The organism is Streptosporangium nanhuense (genome assembly GCF_059358815.1).
Genome location: NZ_JCADBG010000003.1, coordinates 26,213 through 41,961, shown reverse-complemented (window position 1 = coordinate 41,961; position 15,749 = coordinate 26,213). Strand labels below are relative to the sequence as shown.

The window sequence follows — 15,749 nt, the reverse complement described above, 5'->3', positions numbered from 1 at the left end:
CCAGGAGGCCCCGAGGGTTCGCGGGATCCGGGGAGGGGGAGCCCCGCCCGCCACCGTGTGATCCATAACACGGAGGCGAAGAGTGTGTCTCGTGAACATGTCAAACGGGTTACAGCGGTTTTAACGTGCGCTGGTAAGGGCCGGTGACACAGGTCACAGGGCCACGAAGGAGCACGCCATGGCCGCATCCGTTCCCGCGGGACCTCTCCGCATCCTCCTCACCCTGTCGCTCGGGCTGCTCGGACTGCTCGGCGCGGCGACCGCGACGACGGCTCCCGCGCGGGCCGCCTCGCTCGTCCAGGTCGGTTCGTTCGGCAGCAACCCCGGCAACCTCACCATGTACAGCTACCGGCCCGACGGCTCGGCCGCCGGGCGCCCGCTGGTGGTCCTGCTGCACGGCTGCACGCAGAACGCGAGCGGCTACTTCGCCAACTCGGGCTGGCGCAAGTACGCCGACCAGTCGGGATTCACCCTCGTCCTGGCGCAGACCGGCAGCGCGAACAACTCGTCGAGCTGCTTCAACTGGTTCCAGACCGGCGACACCGTCCGCGGCCAGGGCGAGGCCGCCTCGATCCGCGCGATGGTCGCCTACGCGGTCTCCAACTACGGGACCGACCCGGCGCGCGTCTACGTCTCCGGCCTGTCGGCGGGCGGGGCCATGTCGGCCGTCATGCTCGCCACGTACCCGGACGTCTTTGCGGGCGGCTCGATCGGGGCCGGGCTCGCGTACCGGTGCGCCACCAGCCTCCTCCAGGCCTCCACCTGCCAGTACGGCCCGGTCAGCAAGACCCCGCAGCAGTGGGGCGACCTGGTGCGCGGCGCGTACTCCGGCTACTCGGGGCCGTACCCGCGCGTCGCGATCTGGCAGGGAACGGCCGACTACACCGTCGTCCCGGCCAACGCCGTCCAGCTGCGCGACCAGTGGACGAACGTGCGGGGCGTCTCGCAGAGCCCCACCTCCACGCGGAGCCTCACCGGCGGCACCTCGCTGAAGGTGTACGGGAACGACGTGGTGCGCGTGTACGACATATCCGGCATGGGGCATGGCCTGCCGATCGATCCCGGCGGCGCCGCCGACCAGTGCGGCAGCGCGGCGGCGTACTTCCTCGACACCATCTGCTCGGCCTACCACGACGCGCAGTTCTTCGGCCTGACCGGCGGGACGACCCCGCCCCCGACCGGCACGCCGACCCCGACGCCCACGCCCACGGTGCCGCAGACCTGCGTCAGGGCGAGCAACTACGCCCACACCACCGCCGGGCGGGCCTACCAGTCCGGCGGCTACACCTACGCCAACGGGTCCAACAACGCGATGGGCCTGTGGAACACCCTCGTCACGCACGGCCTCAAGCAGACCGGCACCAACCACTGGGTGGTCGCCGACAGCGAGTGCTAGCGCGGAACCCCGAACGCGAACGGCCGGACCGCTGACCAGCGGTCCGGCCGTTCGTCTGTTCGTCTGTTCGTCCGAGAGGACCGGGCGCCTAGGCCGAGGGGTCGAGGACCCCGAAGCTCACCAGGGCGATGATGACGATCCCGAGGGCGATCCGGTAGATCACGAAGCCGGTGAACCGGTGGGTGCTGATGTACTTCAGGAACCACGAGACCGCCAGGTAGCCCACGATGAACGAGATCACGGTGGCCAGGATCGTGGGACCCCACTCCGGGGCCCTGCCCTCACCGATCTTGAACAGCTGCAGGAAGCCCGCGCCCAGCACGGCCGGGATGGCGAGCAGGAAGGAGTACTTGGCGGCCTCCTCGCGGCGGTAGTCGAGCAGCAGCCCGGCGCTGATGGTGCCGCCGGAGCGGGACACGCCGGGGATGAGGGCGAGCGACTGGGCGAAGCCGTAGATGAGGGCGTGGGTGAAGCTGAGGTGCCGCTCCAGGGTGAGCCTGTTGCGGGCGGTGTGGTCGGCGAACCACAGGACCAGGCCGAAGACGATCAGCGTCGTGCCGATCAGGCGCAGGTCGCGGAAGGCGCTGTCGATGGACTCCTCGAAGAGCAGGCCGAGCACCACGATCGGGATGGTGCCGACGATGACGTACCAGCCCATCCGGGCGGCGTGGTGGGCGCGCAGGCCGGGCGTCCACAGGGACCGGGTCCAGGTGGAGATGATCTCCCAGATCTCCTTGCGGAAGTAGATGACCACCGCGGCCTCGGTACCGAGCTGGATGACCGCGGTGAACGCGGCCCCCGGGTCCTCCCAGCCGAAGAACGCCGACACGACCCTGATGTGGGCACTGGAGGAGATCGGCAGGAACTCCGTCAATCCCTGAATCAGTCCGAGGACCACCGCTTCGAACCAGCCCATCACATGAGCACCTTCCGTACCAGCGCGTGCGTAACCTACGCGAGGCTAGCGGAGCGGGGAGGCAACTGTGACCCGGCCGTTCGGCCGATGCCGACCGCGCTCTTTTCGTGATCTTCCGTAAACCGGACCCGCCCCCCAGACGGTAGTCATCGTCGGAGCACCGAGGCGGAGGCATGATGACCGATTTCGCGGAGTACGTCGAGCAGCGCCACGAGCGGCTGCTGCGAGCGGCGTACCTCCTCACCAGGGACTGGGCGAGCGCCGAGGACCTGGTGCAGACCGCGCTGGCCAGGGCCTGGCTCGCCTGGCGCCGGATCGACGGCGACCCCGACCCGTACGTCTACCGGATCATCGCCAACACCCACGCCTCCTGGTGGCGGCGGCGCTGGCGGGGGGAGATCCCGACGGGGGAGCTGCCCGACCGGGCCGGGGAACGGGACTTCACGAGCGACGTCGGCGATCGCGACGCGCTGTGGACGGCGATCGGCACCCTGTCGGGGCGGCAGCGCGCGGTGGTCGTCCTGCACTACTTCGAGCACATGCCGCTGACCCAGGTGGCGGAGGTGCTCGGATGCTCGGTCGGGACGGTGAAGAGCCAGCTCAACAGGGCTCTCACCCGGCTCAGGGTGAATCAGGGAATCCAGGCGACGACGGGAGTACGGCGATGAGCGGCACCGAGGACGACCTCAGGGCGCTCCTGGAGGAGCGCGGCGCGGACGGCATCGGGGGCATCGGGGGCGGCGGGGGCGGCGGGGGCGGCCGGAACACCGGGGTCGGCGGAGGCGGCGGAGGCGGCGGAGGCACGGCCCGGCTGGAGGCGATCCTCGCGAGGGGCCGGGCGATCCGGCGGCGGCGGACGGCGGCCACGGCCGCGGCGGTCCTCGCCGCCGGGGCGCTGGCGGTCGCCGTCGTGGCGCCGTCGCTGACCGCCCGGGGCGGGGGCGGAGGCGAGGCGCCGATCGTGGCGGTCGCCGCCGACCCCACGCCCGTCCCCACCGCCACCTCGCCGGCCCCCGGCACGGACCTCCCCGCGACCCTCAGCGGCCTGCGTCATCGCGACGAGATGCGGCTGATCCGGGCGTACCGGTCGAAGATCATGGGCGCGGAACATGTCGTGAGGTTCACCCCGACCAGTGTCTTCACCGGATTCCGGGTCGTCTGCGAGGACCCGAGGGCGGTGGTGGTCCTGCTGAGCGGGGCGGGGAAACACCGGTCGGGCTCCGTCGGCGAATGTGGCCGCGTCGGTGGCGGCGGGAACGCTCCGGGGGTGACCACGCAGTACGACGAGAAGTCGGTGTCCCCCGGCTGGACGTCGCAGGAGCAGAGCTTAACGATCTGGGTGCTTCCCCCCAGACCACGCATCTCACGTGAGGCGATGAAAAAGCTGAAGTGCCCGGAAAAGGAGATAGAGAAGACGGGGATGTGCGACGGGCAGTACGTCAACTGGGCTCTGATAGGCCCTCGGATGGAGACGCGGGTGCTCGAACGGGTGACGGCGAAGGTGGGCACCGAGCCCGGCCGCTGGGCGATCGGTGTCTACGACCGACCGTCCTCCTGACCGGCGCCCTCGGCCGGCGTCCCCGCCCCGGCGCGTCCGGGATCCGCGAAGCTGGACACGTCATGAAGGCGACGATCGGAGAGCTCGGGATGACGGACAACACGATCGCGGACTTCTGGTTCGATCCCTCCTGCCCGTACACCTGGATCACCTCGCGCTGGCTGGTGGAGGTGGAGCGGGTGCGGCCCGTCGAGGTGCGCTGGCACGTGATGAGCCTGTCGGTGCTCAACGAGGGCCGCGACGAGGACCCCGAGGGCGACACCGAGGGATACCTGTGGGTGCCCGTGCGCGTCTGCACGGCCGTACGGGAGAAGTACGGCCAGGAGGCGCTCGGCAGGCTCTACACCGCGATGTGGACCGTCGGGCGCGCCCGTGGGGAGGACTGGGTCGGCTCCCTGCACGACTCCCTGGTCGCCGCCGGCCTGCCGCCGGAACTGGCCGAGGCCGGGACGTCGACGGCCTACGACGAGGCGGTGCGCGCCTCGCACGCGGAGGGCATCGGCCTGATCGGCGAGCACGTCGGCACCCCGGTGGTCGCCGTCACCGGCCCCGCGACCGGCGGCGAGCGCGTGGTGTTCTTCGGCCCGGTGATCTCCCGGATCCCGGTGGGCGAGCAAGCGGGCCGCCTGTGGGACGGGACCCTGCTGGTGGCCGCGACCCCGGGCTTCCACGAGCTCAAGGGGCCCCCGCACGAGGAGCCCCGGCTCGACGACGACCCGGGCTGACGGGCCACGCGTTCATGAGTGGTCGCTCGAGAGGGGGTGCGACCCGCGTGCCGGGCCGTCCGGACGGAATCCGGACGGCCCGTGGAGGGGAAGGCGCGGGCCGCACCCGGTCTCGCCTACCGCGGCCGGGTCACCTTCCCGCTCACTGGCGGGTCAGCTTGACGTCGTCGACCCCGGCCTCGACCAGGGAGGCGCCGGAGGCGTCACCGGCCTCGATCAGGATCCGGACGCTCTGTCCCGCGAAGGCGGAGACGTCGACGTTGGCCGTGCCCCAGGCGCCGTTGCGGTTGGAGGCCGCGCCGAGCTGCTGGAACACCTGGGTGGTGGTGGAGCCGACGACCTTCACCCGCAGGAAGTCGGCGCTGGAGGCGTTGGAGCCGTGCGCCAGGTACCAGGAGAACGCCAGCCTGAGCGTTCCCGTCGACGGCAGGGTGACGGCCGGCGACCGGACGCTGGTGATGCCTCCGTCGACGTCGTAGTCGCCCGCCGCGGCACCCGCGAGCCTGCCGGTGACCAGGTCGTTGCTGCCGCTGACGGTGGTGCCGAGCTGCTTGGCGCCGCTGGAGGTGGTGGCCTCGGGGTCGCCGCGCTCCCACAGGCCGAGGGTCGCGGTGTCGGTCCCCGAGGGGTTGGTCGTCCAGCCGGTCGCGGTCTCGAAGGTGTCCTGCCAGACGACCGTCGGGGCCACGGCGGTCGCGGTCGTCCACACGGCGTAGGCGATGGCGTCGGAGTTGCGGTTCAGCGCGGTGTCGCTGATGTTGCTGATGGTGTCGCACGCCCGGTGGTAGCAGGGATCGAACGCCTGCCCCGCCGTACCGCCCCACAGGGTGGCCTGGGCGCTGGTCTTGGTGCCCTCGGCGCCGGTGAACGTGCCGCCCGCGGGGATGCCGACGGCGATGAACGGCCCGTAGTCGGAGCGGCCGTCGAAGTCGGTGCCCCGGGTGGCCACGCCGATCGAGGTGAAGTACGCCTGGAGCGTCGCCTCCAGCTGCGCCGAACCGGCCGGGCCGGGGCCCGAGCCGACGCCGTCGGAGTTGTCGCCGTCGTAGACGAAGTAGCCGGCGTTGGGCGAGCCGACCATGTCGAAGTTGTAGTAGCCCTTGATCTTCGCCCGCTCGGAGGACGGGAGGTTGTTCACGTAGTACTGGGAGCCGCGCAGGCCCAGCTCCTCGGCGCCCCACCAGGCGAAGCGGAGGTGCTTGGTGGGTGCCAGCGACTGGCGGGAGACCTCCAGGGCGGTCTCCAGGATGGCGGCGCTGCCGGAGCCGTTGTCGTTGATGCCCGGCCCCGCGGTCACGCTGTCGAGGTGGGCGCCGACCATCAGGATGTCGTTCGGGTCGCCGCCCGGCCAGTCGGCGATGACGTTGTAGCCGGTCGCGCCGTTGTAGGTGAACGACTGCAGCGAGGTGGTGAATCCCGCGCCGTCCAGCAGGCCCCTGATGTAGTTGGCCGAGGCCAGGTAGCCGGGACGGCCGTGGGCGCGGTTGCCGCCGTTGGCGGTGGCGATGGACTGGAGTTGGGTGAGGTGTGCCTTCACGGCGGTCAGCGAGATGTCCGGTGGGACGGCGGCCGACGCCGACGGTGCGGTGAACGCCAACGGGATGGCAAGGATCGCCGCCATGCCCATGGTCCACAGACTGCGCATCATGCTCCTCGGGTTTGAGGGTGTGTGGGTCCCCCGAGCGGCGCGCACCCGTGGCGGGTGCGCGCCGTACAGCGTGGTGGTGCGCTTGCGGAGCGGTTCCCTAGCGGGCGGCGCCCTCGTGGGCCGCGGCGGTCCTCGCCGCGGACCTGGCGGCCGCGGCGTTGCGGTCGGGAATGCCGGTCAGGTCGTAGGCGAAGTACGCGGTGGCGTAGCCCACGGCCTTGGAGTTGCGCTCGAGTGCGGCGGCGTTGATGTTGTTGATGCCGTCGCAGGCGGCGTGGTAGCAGGGGTCGTAGGCGACGCCCGCGGTCCCGCCGAACTTGGCGGCCTGCTCGGGCGTCTTGATGCCCTCGGCGCCCGTGAAGATACCACCGGCGGGGATGCCGTTGGCGATGAACGCGCCGTAGTCGGAGCGGCCGGTGAAGTCGGTTCCCTCGAACGGCAGGTTGCGCTTGGCGTAGAACGCCTCGAGGCGCTTCTCGATCTCCGGCGATCCGGCCGGGCCCGCGGGCGCGCCCTCGGCGTCGGAGTCGTCACCGTCGTACAGGAAGGTGCCGTCGTTGGGCGAGGCGATCATGTCGAAGTTCAGGTAGAGCCTGATCTTGTCCTTCTCGGCCTGCGACAGGCCCGCGACGTACTGGTCGGAGCCGAGCAGGCCCAGCTCCTCGGCGCCCCACCAGGCGAAGCGCACCTTGTACTTGGTCGGCACGTGGGCCAGCTTCAGCGCGGTCTCCAGGACGGCGGCGCTGCCGGAGCCGTTGTCGTTGATGCCCGCGCCCTCGGGCACGCCGTCCAGGTGGGCGCCGACCGCCACGATCTCGCCGGACTTGCCCCAGCGGGTGTCGGCGATCAGGTTCTTGGTACGGCCGACCGTGGTCTCGGCGTCGACCTTCAGGCGGACGGTCGTGTTCGGGCTGTCGGCCAGGTCCAGGCCGACGGCCGTGCTCGCCATCACGATGGGGAAGCCGAAGCGCCACTCGATGATGTCGAAGACGAGCGGGTCGGTACGGCCGGGCTGGCCCTCGTTGAAGAAGATCACACCGGCGGCGCCGGCCGCCTTGGCGTTGGTGGCCTTGTCGACGAACGGGCAGGTGCCGCGCTGGATCAGCGCGATCCGGCCGGGGACGAACCCGGCGAAGTCGGAGGTCTCACAACCCGCCGTCGAGCTCGGGGTCGGCGTCGGCGGGATGACGGGGTCGACGACCTGCACCTGCGCGGTGACGTCGCCTCCGCTGGAGGAGATCACGGTCACGAAGTCGGCCGGGTTGGCGTAGGTCTTCGCCTCGGGGGCCGTCTGCTGCAGGATGGAAGGGCTCGCCTCCTCCCAGCCCAGCGGGAACTCGACGTCGGTCGTGGAGGTCTTGTATCCGGCCTTGCGCAGCTTGTCCTGCACGTAGGCGAGGGAGGCGTCGTAGCCGGGCGTTCCCGCCGCGCGGTTGCCGCCGTTGGCGGTCGCGATCTCCTGGAACTTGTCCAGGTGCTTCTTGACGTTCTTGCCCTTGATCTGCGTCGCGAACACGTTGGCGAGGACGTCGGTGACGCCGGGGGACGTCGTGGTCGCGATGGTCGCGCTCGCCGGGACGGTGAAGGCGAGAGGGAGGGCGAGGGCCGTGACCAGGGTGGCGGCCTTGACCATGCTGCGTCGTAACCTCAGGCGCATAGCGCTCCTCGGAGTGGAACGGAGGGGGGAACCCCTATTACGTACATGGCGGAACGTACCGTGATCAACTGGTTTCGCCTAGATGCGTTCTGGCTCAGGTGCACGAAAAGTTATCAAGCCGACCCTGACAGGGTTTTCTCAGGGATGTCCCGGGAACGGGAGAGTTCCGGTCGTTCGTTTGAAGAGACGAAGAACACCGATTCGGGGAGAGGTATCGTGCACCGTTCGAGAAACCACAAGATAATCGCCGGAGTCTGCGGCGGGATCGCGGAGACGCTCAACATGCCGCCCACCCTTGTCCGGGTGTTCTGGCTGCTGCTCTCGCTCATCCCGGGCCCCCTGTGGGTCGCCTACGTGCTCATGTGGATCTTCGTCCCCAAGGCGCCGGCCGTCCGCTACTGAGTCCCGGGGCGTTCGCAGTCCGCCGCTGAAAATAAGCTGGGGGGCATGAGGCGACGCCCACTGTCCCTGGTCAACGACGACCTGATCGACTACGAGAAGGCGATGGAGCGGATGACCGACCTGGTCGGTCGGCGGCAGCGCGACGAGTGCTCCGACACGCTCTGGTTGCTCAGCCACCCGCAGGTCTACACCGTGGGCAGGCGAACCCCTGAGCAGCACCTGCCCGACCCCGCTCACGGCATCCCGGTCGTGAGCACGGGTCGTGGCGGGCAGCTCACCTACCACGGCCCCGGCCAGCTGGTCGGATACCTGATCGTCAAGCTCGACGAGGGCGAGGGGATCGTCGACTACGTCCGCGAGGTCGAGCTGAGGCTCGTCGGCGCGCTCGGCGCGCTGGGCGTCCCGGCCGAGCGCCGCGACACCCCGCCGGGCTCGGAGCTGCTGACCGGCGTGTGGACGGTCGAGACGGGGCGGAAGATCGTCTCGATCGGCATGCGGCAGAGCCGCGGCGTCACCAGCCACGGGTTCGCCCTCAACGTCGACGGCGACCTGACCCCGTGGAGCTGGGCGGTGGCCTGCGGCATGCCCGACGTCGACATGACCTCCATGGGGCGTGAGGCCCCCGCCGTCGCGGCCATGGACCGGGTCCGCGCGGCGGTGGCGGAGGCCTTCGAGGCGAGCTGACCGGCGTCCGGGGGGGCTTCGCGCGGGCCGGTTCCCCGGTGTGGCGCCGGTTCGGGAGGTGACCGGCCCGGTCTCGGGGAGCGGGCCGGCCACCTGGTGTTCTCAGGGTTCTTGAGGCTCAGGTCAGCCGATCGGCTCCTTGCCGGCCGGATCGGTCGTGCCGGTCGTGCCGGCCGGGTCGAACGCCTCGGCCATGTCGACCGTACGGCGAGGGCCGGTGAACCAGTGCCTGGCCGACAGCGCCCACCACAGGCCCACGGCCAGCACCATCACGCCGACCACGATCGGCGAGTAGTTGACCGCGGTCCAGGTGAACTCGTCGTCGAACGGCACGGCGGCCGGGACCAGCGGCATGATGAAGTAGATCGAGACGATGAAGATCTCGACGATGGCGATCCAGCACATGACCTTGTACTTCGACCCCAGCGTCCAGGGCCCCGGCTGGAACCGGTCGCCCATCCGCAGCCGGAGCCAGATCGGGATCGCGAAGGCGATGTAGAGGCCGATGACCGCCACCGACACGACCGCGTAGAAGGCCAGCGGCAGGCCGCCGGGGGCCTCGTACAACGCGGGCAGGGTGAGGACCAGCGCGGCCGCGCAGCCGAAGACGATCGCGTTGACGGGGGTCCGGTTGGCGTCCACCCTCGACCACAGGCGCCAGCCGGGGATGGCGCCGTCCCGGGAGAAGGCGTAGGTCATCCGGGACATCGAGGTCACGCAGCTCATCCCGCAGAAGAACTGGCCGATGGTGGAGATCGCGAAGATCGCCGTGGCCAGGTTGCCGGGGAGCGCGCTGTCGAAGATGGCGCCGACGAAGCCGCCCGCCTCGTTGACCGCGTCCACGTCGGTGGCCGCGAACAGGAAGGCCAGCAGCAGGATCCAGCCGCCGATCGCCGAGTAGAAGATCGACTGCCACAGTCCCCTGGCGGCGGCGGTGGAGGCGCCCTGGGTCTCCTCCGACACGTGCGCGCACGCGTCGAACCCGGTGATCGTGTACTGGGTCAGCAGGAAGCCGAGCGGCAGCACGTAGAACCAGTACGAGGAGTCGGGGAAGCCGGAGTTGTTGATCGTCTCGGTGAAGACGAACGACATCGACTGGTGCGAGTCGGGGCCGAAGACCAGGATCAGCACGACGACCGCCGCGCCGAACACGTGCCACCACACCGAGACGTTCTGCAGCGTCGAGATCAGCCGGTGGCTGAAGATGTTGATCAGGGCGTGCAGCACGAGGATGACCGCGAACAGGATGAACGCGTTCGTCAGGTTGGGGTCCCAGCCGGAGAAGAACCGGCTGAGGGTGATGTTCAGGAAGGTCGCGCAGCCGTAGTCGACCGAGGCCGTCACGGCGATCAGGCCGATGAGGTTGAACCACCCGGTGAACCAGCCGTGGATCGGCCTGCCCATCTTGGCGGCCCACCAGTAGATGCCGCCGGCGGTCGGGTAGGCCGAGACCAGCTCGGACATGCACAGCCCGATGATCAGGATGAAGATCGAGATCAGCGGCCACCCCCACGCGATGGCGACCGGGCCACCGTTGTTCCAGGCCTGGCCGAACGTGGTGAAGCAGCCGGCCAGGATGGAGATGATCGAGAAGGAGATGGCGAAGTTGGAGAAGCCGCTCCAGGTTCTGGAGAGCTCCTGCTTGTAGCCGAGTTCGGCGAGGCGTCTCGCGTCCTCGTCGACCGGGTCGGCCGATGTTGGCTTGGTCACTCAAGCCTCCTTGCGTGGTGCGGGGGGTGGGGAGATCCGGCGCTCGCGCCCCGGACGTCGTCGACGAGCCGCCCGAACCCCGGGTCGTCCAGGTCCCGTACGGCTTGCGAGAACTTGTCGGCCGCCTCGGCCTCGTAGTCGAAGTCGGCGTCGGCCGCCTGCTCCTTGAGCAGACCGTGGTGCACGGCGAACCAGAGTGTCCAGGTCAGGTTGGACATGATCAGGTTGAGCCGGACCCTGGAGGTGAGCCGCCGGTCGTCGGTGCCGAAGTAGGCGCGGGCCAGCCGGACGGTCAGGTCCGGGTCGTAGTCGGCCTCGGCCGCGATGTCGCCCAGCTCGAAGGCCGGGTCGTTGTTCCCGGAGAGCTGGTAGTCGACGATCCTGACCTCGGCGCCGCAGCGGATGAAGTTCTCCGGCAGCAGGTCGTTGTGGCACGGCACGGTGGGCGGCGGATCGGCGGCCAGCGCCCGTTCGATCTCCGCCGCCGCGGGAAGGCGGTCCTCGTAGCCGTCGGGTGTGCCCAGTTCGTGGGTACGGCAGAGGGCGAGGAACTCGTCGAGCTTGCGAAAGATGGAGAAGTCGTTGACGAACCTGGGCCCGGCGTGCAGCCGGCGGCAGGCCGCCGCGACGGGGCCGGGAAGCGTCCGTACGGCGTGGGCGTCAAGGGTGACGCCGTCGAGATACTCCAGGACCAGCGCGCCCGGCAGCCGGTGCAGCACCCTGGGGCCGATCCCCGCGTCCGCCGCGTGGAGCGTGTTGGCGATCTCCTGGTCGAGGGGTATGCCCAGACCGGCCTCCGACACCCGGGGGTCCAGCACGCGCAGCAGCCATCGCTGCCCGTCGGCCGTGGTGAGCCGGGAGATCCGGTGGCTGAGCCCACCCTTGATCAGGGTCTCGGTCACGGGCTGGCCGGCCCATTTACGGACGTCCGCTAGAGGATCTGGCATGCCGCCCTCCTTTGGCCTACGTTCATACCATTGATCCGATTCTGTGGACTAGTCGTTACAGAGGGGTTGCGCGCTTTGAAACTTCCCAGTTCCGCGCGGGCCGTCGTGATCGGCGGCGGGGTGGCCGGTTGCAGCGTCGCCTACCACCTGGCGAGGCTCGGCTGGACCGAGGTGATCCTCGTCGAGCGGCACGAACTCACCGAGGGGACCACCTGGCACTCGGCCGGGTTCGTGGGCCAGCTACGTTCCACGGTCACCCAGACCAAGATGATCATGTATTCGGCCGGTCTCTACCCCGAGCTGGCCGAGCTCACCGGGCTCGACCCGGGATGGCACGGGGTGGGCGGCCTGCGCCTGGCGACCACGCCCGAGCGGGTGGAGGAGTCGCTGCGGCTGGCCGGGGCCGGGGAGACCTACGGCCTGGGCCTGGAGGTCGTCTCCGGCGCCGAGGCCAAGGAGATGCTCCCGCTGCTGCACGCCGACGACGTGCGCGCCGCGCTCTGGCTGCCCGGGGACGGCTGGCTGGACCCGGCGCTGCTGGCCAGGGCGCTGGCGGCCGGGGCGCGCAAGCTGGGTGTGCGGATTCACACCGGGACCCGCGTGACGGGACTCGACGTGGCGAAGGGCGCGATCACCGGGGTACGGCTGGCGTCGGGGGCCGAGGGCACCGAGGACTTCGAGGAGTGGTCGGTCCGGGCGGAGACCGTCGTCGTCGCGGCCGGAGCGGCCAGCGGGCGGGTCGGGAGGCTGGCCGGAGTGGATATTCCGGTCGTGCCGATCAAGCACCAATATGTCACCACCGAATCATTCGGGGTCCCGTCGTCCATGCCCACGGTGCGGGATCCGGACAACATTGTCTATTTCCGGGAAGAGAATGGCGGAATTCTGGTGGGCGGATATATCCGTAATCCTGAGATATGGGATACGGCTGCTCCGCTGGAGGAGCCTCGGACCGTCTTTCCCCCGGATATGCCGAAATTTCAGGAATCGTGGGAATCCGCGGTGCGGCGGGTCCCCGCCCTGGCCCGTACCGAGATCACGAAGGTCGTGCACGGCCCCGAGGCGTTCACCCCCGACGGCGAGTTCCTCCTCGGCGAGACCCCGGTCCGCGGGCTGTGGGCGGCGGCCGGATTCTGCGTCCACGGCCTCGCGGCGGCCGGAGGCGTGGGCAAGGTCATGGCCGAATGGATCGTGGATGGCTCGCCCGAATACGACATGTTCGGCATGGATCTGCGGCGTTTCGGAAGCCATGCCCGTTCCGCTTCGTGGACCCGGGCCAAGGCGCTGGACTCGTACTCGAAGTACTACGACATCGTCTACCCCGGCGAGGAGCGCACCGCCGCCCGGCCGCTCCGCCGCTCTCCCGCCTGGGTGCGGCACGTGGAGCTGGGGGCGTCGTTCGGCGAGAAGTCCGGCTGGGAACGGGTGAACCGGTACGAGCCCGCCCAGGACCTTCCCTCGGAGGACCAGGGCGACCGGAGCCCTCGCCCCGACGGCTGGGCGGGCCGGATCTGGTCGCCCGCCGTGCGCGAGGAGTGCCTGGCCACCCGCGACGCCGCCGGCCTCTTCGACCAGACCTCGTTCTCCAAGCTGGAGGTGTCGGGGCCCGGGGCCCTGGAGGGGCTGCAGCGGGCGTGCGCCGGGCAGCTCGACAAACCGGTGGGCTCGATCGTCTACACCCAGCTCCTCAACGAGCGCGGCGGCATCGAGGCCGACCTGACCGTCACCCGCCTGGCGGAGGACCGCTTCCGCCTGGTCACCGGCACCGCCTTCGGCGTCCACGACGCCGCCTGGCTCCGGGGTCAGGGCCTCGACGTCCGCGACGTCACCTCGGCCCACGCCTGCTACTGCCTCTGGGGCCCCCGGGCGCTCGACATCCTCGGTTCCGTCTCCGGCGACGACCTGACCTTCGGCTACATGAAGGCCAGGGAGATCAGCGTCGGGAACGTCCCGGTGCTGGCCCAGCGGGTGACGTTCGTCGGCGAGTTCGGCTGGGAGCTGTACTGCCCGTCGGAGTACGGGCTGACGCTGTGGGACACGCTCATGGAGGCGGGGACGCCGTACGGCATGCGCCCGGCCGGGTACCGCGCGATCGACTCGATGCGCCTGGAGAAGGGCTACCGCGTCTGGGGCATGGACATCACCCCGGAGACCACCCCCCACGAGGCGGGCCTGGGCTTCGCGGTCGCCCGCGACAAGGACTTCCTCGGCCGCGCCGCCCTGGACGCCGCCCTGGACGCCGCCCGCCGCCCCGCCGGGGACCGTCCCGCACCGGCCGAACGGGACGCGGGTACGGGGGCGAGGGCCGGGGTGCCCGCGCGGCGCCTGTTCTGCCTGGTCCTGGACGACCCCCGCCAGGTCTGCCTCGGCGGGGAGCCGGTCCGCGCCGGCGGGGTGCCCGCCTCGCGGGTGACCAGCGGTGGGTACGGCCACCGGGTCGACCGCTCGATCGCCTACGCCTACCTGCCCGAGGGCACCGTTCCCGGCGACCGCGTGGAGATCGGCGTCACCGGCACCTGGGCGGGCGCCGCCGTCACCGCGGAACCCCTCTACGACCCGTCCTCGGAACGCGTCCGGCGCCTGCCCTCCTGACCGTCCCCGGGGACGCGCTCCGCCGGAGCGCGTGACCACCCATGAGTCCGACCGAGTCCGCCTGGGTCCGCCTGGGTCCGCCTGGGTCAAGCCTGAGCCCGGCGCGTCGCGCTTCGCCCTGACGGCCCGTCACGGCTTCGACGGCGTCGCCCGGTTGAGCGCCGATCGAGAGGGCGGGGAGGCCCCCTCCCCGCCCGGTTCTCGCGCGGCCGTTTTCCCGTAGTTCCCGTCAGCAAGCTCCGTATCGGCCATTCTGTGACCTGGAGACCGGCGCATATATACCCCCCAGGGGTTGCCGAAAAGGTGGTGGTGTGGCACTGTGGTCGAGCGGTCTGATACCCCCCATGGGTATCGAGGAGGGATGGTCGGGATGAACGGCGCGATCAAGGTGGGTGTGTACGCGCTGGGGCTGGTCCTGGTGTTCGGCGGCGCCCTGGGGGCGGGCCGGCTGGCCGGTCCTTCGGGGGGCGGGTCGGCGTCGGCCGAGAGCACCGGCGACACCGGCGACACCGGTGGCGAGCGGGCCGCGGGCCAGGACACGGCGCCGGGTGCGGGCCAGGGTGCCGGGCACGGCGGCCACGGCGCGGGGCAGGGTGCGGAGCAGGGCGCGGAGCAGAAGGTGGGGGACGCGAGGGAGCAGCCCCTTCCCGCGGGTCTCCAGGTCTCCCAGGGCGGATACATGCTCATGCCGGAGACCGACGAGGTCAAGGTGGGCAAGCGGACCGACTTCCGCTTCTCGGTGATCGGCCCCGGCGGATCCCCCGTCACCGGGTTCACCGTCCAGCACGACAAGAAGATGCACTTCATCGTGGTCCGCCGCGACCTGACGGGCTTCCAGCACCTGCATCCCACCCAGCTGGGAGGCGGGGTCTGGTCGGTCCCGCTCGAACTCCCCGCCGCCGGGGAGTACCGCGTGTTCGCCGACTTCGCCCCCGAGGGGGCGCAGCCCCTGACGCTCGGCATGGACCTGTCGGTGGCGGGCGACTACCGGCCCGAGCCGCCCGCGGTCCCGTCCGAGACCGCCAAGGTGGGCGACTACACCGTCACCCTCACGGGAGATCTCATCCCCGGCCGTACGAGCGTGCTGAAGCTCTCGGTCGCCAAGGACGGCAAGCCGGTCACGGACCTGCAGCCCTATCTGGCCGCGTACGGACACCTGGTCGCGCTGCGCGACGGCGACCTGGCCTACCTGCACGTGCACCCCGACGGCACGCCCGGTGACGGGCGCACCGCGCCCGGCCCGGACATCATTTTCTACGCCGAGGTGCCGAGCGCGGGGACCTACGGCCTCCACCTGGACTTCAAGCACGAGGGGACCGTGCGTACCGCCGTGTTCACCGCCGCCACGAGCCCGGACCCCGAGGGGAGCGGGGCCGCGACGTCCGGGGACGGCCACGGGCACAGCCACCAGCCGTGAAATACCCCATAGGGGTTACGTGTTCTCATAGCGAGGAGAGATACATGCCTGGACACACCCATCGCGGGGGCGGCGACCGGTGCCGGGTCGAGGGACG

Annotated in this window: 13 protein-coding genes; 8 read left to right on the top strand and 5 right to left on the bottom strand. The window is 70.5% G+C overall.

Features of this window, described 5'->3' with window-relative positions:
* The first annotated feature begins 178 nt into the window (after positions 1 to 178).
* On the top strand, positions 179 to 1,396 hold the full coding sequence (locus tag AC5L38_RS08025) for an extracellular catalytic domain type 1 short-chain-length polyhydroxyalkanoate depolymerase (RefSeq protein ID WP_495242118.1): 1,218 nt from the start codon (positions 179 to 181) through the stop codon (positions 1,394 to 1,396).
* Positions 1,397 to 1,484: 88 nt separating this feature from the next.
* Here the strand turns inward: AC5L38_RS08025 and AC5L38_RS08020 are convergent, their stop codons facing one another.
* Entirely contained in the window at positions 1,485 to 2,312 is an 828-nt protein-coding gene (locus tag AC5L38_RS08020) for an undecaprenyl-diphosphate phosphatase (protein ID WP_495242117.1), read from the bottom strand.
* Between the two features lie 176 nt (positions 2,313 to 2,488).
* On the opposite strand from AC5L38_RS08020, the gene AC5L38_RS08015 reads away from it, so the two are divergent.
* The 3 genes from AC5L38_RS08015 to AC5L38_RS08005 all read left to right on the top strand — a co-directional run bounded on the left by AC5L38_RS08015 (position 2,489) and on the right by AC5L38_RS08005 (position 4,595).
* Positions 2,489 to 2,980 carry a SigE family RNA polymerase sigma factor gene (locus AC5L38_RS08015; protein ID WP_495242116.1) on the top strand — a complete coding sequence of 164 codons (492 nt, stop codon included), beginning with the start codon at positions 2,489 to 2,491 and terminating at the stop codon, positions 2,978 to 2,980.
* Complete coding sequence (locus AC5L38_RS08010; RefSeq protein WP_495242115.1) at positions 2,977 to 3,870, top strand: hypothetical protein; 894 nt, start codon at positions 2,977 to 2,979, stop codon at positions 3,868 to 3,870. The genes AC5L38_RS08015 and AC5L38_RS08010 overlap by 4 nt, the downstream gene beginning before the upstream one ends.
* Before the next feature lie 62 nt (positions 3,871 to 3,932).
* On the top strand, positions 3,933 to 4,595 hold the full coding sequence (locus tag AC5L38_RS08005) for a mycothiol-dependent nitroreductase Rv2466c family protein (protein ID WP_495242114.1): 663 nt from the start codon (positions 3,933 to 3,935) through the stop codon (positions 4,593 to 4,595).
* Between the two features lie 142 nt (positions 4,596 to 4,737).
* Here the strand turns inward: AC5L38_RS08005 and AC5L38_RS08000 are convergent, their stop codons facing one another.
* Together AC5L38_RS08000 and AC5L38_RS07995 are read right to left on the bottom strand one after the other, a co-directional pair.
* Entirely contained in the window at positions 4,738 to 6,243 is a 1,506-nt protein-coding gene (locus tag AC5L38_RS08000) for a M28 family metallopeptidase (RefSeq protein ID WP_495242113.1), read from the bottom strand.
* A gap of 97 nt (positions 6,244 to 6,340) precedes the next feature.
* Positions 6,341 to 7,900: a M28 family metallopeptidase gene (locus tag AC5L38_RS07995; protein WP_495242112.1), complete on the bottom strand. Its 1,560-nt coding sequence runs from the start codon at positions 7,898 to 7,900 to the stop codon at positions 6,341 to 6,343.
* Between the two features lie 216 nt (positions 7,901 to 8,116).
* Between AC5L38_RS07995 and AC5L38_RS07990 the strand changes: the two genes are divergently transcribed.
* Both AC5L38_RS07990 and lipB read left to right on the top strand, forming a co-directional pair.
* A complete protein-coding gene (locus AC5L38_RS07990; protein WP_344743060.1) occupies positions 8,117 to 8,302 on the top strand; it encodes a PspC domain-containing protein in 186 nt (61 codons plus the stop codon).
* A gap of 45 nt (positions 8,303 to 8,347) precedes the next feature.
* Entirely contained in the window at positions 8,348 to 8,986 is a 639-nt protein-coding gene (lipB, locus tag AC5L38_RS07985; protein WP_495242111.1) for a lipoyl(octanoyl) transferase LipB, read from the top strand.
* Between the two features lie 123 nt (positions 8,987 to 9,109).
* On the opposite strand, the gene AC5L38_RS07980 is transcribed toward lipB, so the two are convergent.
* Positions 9,110 to 10,696: an amino acid permease gene (locus AC5L38_RS07980; RefSeq protein ID WP_495242110.1), complete on the bottom strand. Its 1,587-nt coding sequence runs from the start codon at positions 10,694 to 10,696 to the stop codon at positions 9,110 to 9,112.
* Positions 10,693 to 11,643, bottom strand: coding sequence for a phosphotransferase (locus AC5L38_RS07975; protein WP_495242109.1), 951 nt, complete (start codon positions 11,641 to 11,643; stop codon positions 10,693 to 10,695). Before AC5L38_RS07975 ends, AC5L38_RS07980 begins: the two co-directional genes overlap by 4 nt.
* Positions 11,644 to 11,718: 75 nt before the next feature.
* On the opposite strand from AC5L38_RS07975, the gene AC5L38_RS07970 reads away from it, so the two are divergent.
* Positions 11,719 to 14,235 carry a GcvT family protein gene (locus AC5L38_RS07970; RefSeq protein WP_495242108.1) on the top strand — a complete coding sequence of 839 codons (2,517 nt, stop codon included), beginning with the start codon at positions 11,719 to 11,721 and terminating at the stop codon, positions 14,233 to 14,235.
* Between the two features lie 370 nt (positions 14,236 to 14,605).
* Positions 14,606 to 15,652: a DUF8832 domain-containing protein gene (locus AC5L38_RS07965; protein ID WP_495242107.1), complete on the top strand. Its 1,047-nt coding sequence runs from the start codon at positions 14,606 to 14,608 to the stop codon at positions 15,650 to 15,652.
* Positions 15,653 to 15,749: the final 97 nt, after the last annotated feature.

What these genes read in the sequence shown, in the direction of transcription:
- AC5L38_RS08025 (WP_495242118.1), top strand. Translation starts at nt 179, where the DNA reads ATGGCCGCATCCGTTCCCGCGGGACCTCTCCGCATCCTCCTCACCCTG.
- AC5L38_RS08020 (WP_495242117.1), bottom strand. Translation starts at nt 2,312, where the DNA reads ATGGGCTGGTTCGAAGCGGTGGTCCTCGGACTGATTCAGGGATTGACG.
- AC5L38_RS08015 (WP_495242116.1), top strand. Translation starts at nt 2,489, where the DNA reads ATGACCGATTTCGCGGAGTACGTCGAGCAGCGCCACGAGCGGCTGCTG.
- AC5L38_RS08010 (WP_495242115.1), top strand. Translation starts at nt 2,977, where the DNA reads ATGAGCGGCACCGAGGACGACCTCAGGGCGCTCCTGGAGGAGCGCGGC.
- AC5L38_RS08005 (WP_495242114.1), top strand. Translation starts at nt 3,933, where the DNA reads ATGAAGGCGACGATCGGAGAGCTCGGGATGACGGACAACACGATCGCG.
- AC5L38_RS08000 (WP_495242113.1), bottom strand. Translation starts at nt 6,243, where the DNA reads ATGATGCGCAGTCTGTGGACCATGGGCATGGCGGCGATCCTTGCCATC.
- AC5L38_RS07995 (WP_495242112.1), bottom strand. Translation starts at nt 7,900, where the DNA reads ATGCGCCTGAGGTTACGACGCAGCATGGTCAAGGCCGCCACCCTGGTC.
- lipB (WP_495242111.1), top strand. Translation starts at nt 8,348, where the DNA reads ATGAGGCGACGCCCACTGTCCCTGGTCAACGACGACCTGATCGACTAC.
- AC5L38_RS07975 (WP_495242109.1), bottom strand. Translation starts at nt 11,643, where the DNA reads ATGCCAGATCCTCTAGCGGACGTCCGTAAATGGGCCGGCCAGCCCGTG.
- AC5L38_RS07965 (WP_495242107.1), top strand. Translation starts at nt 14,606, where the DNA reads ATGAACGGCGCGATCAAGGTGGGTGTGTACGCGCTGGGGCTGGTCCTG.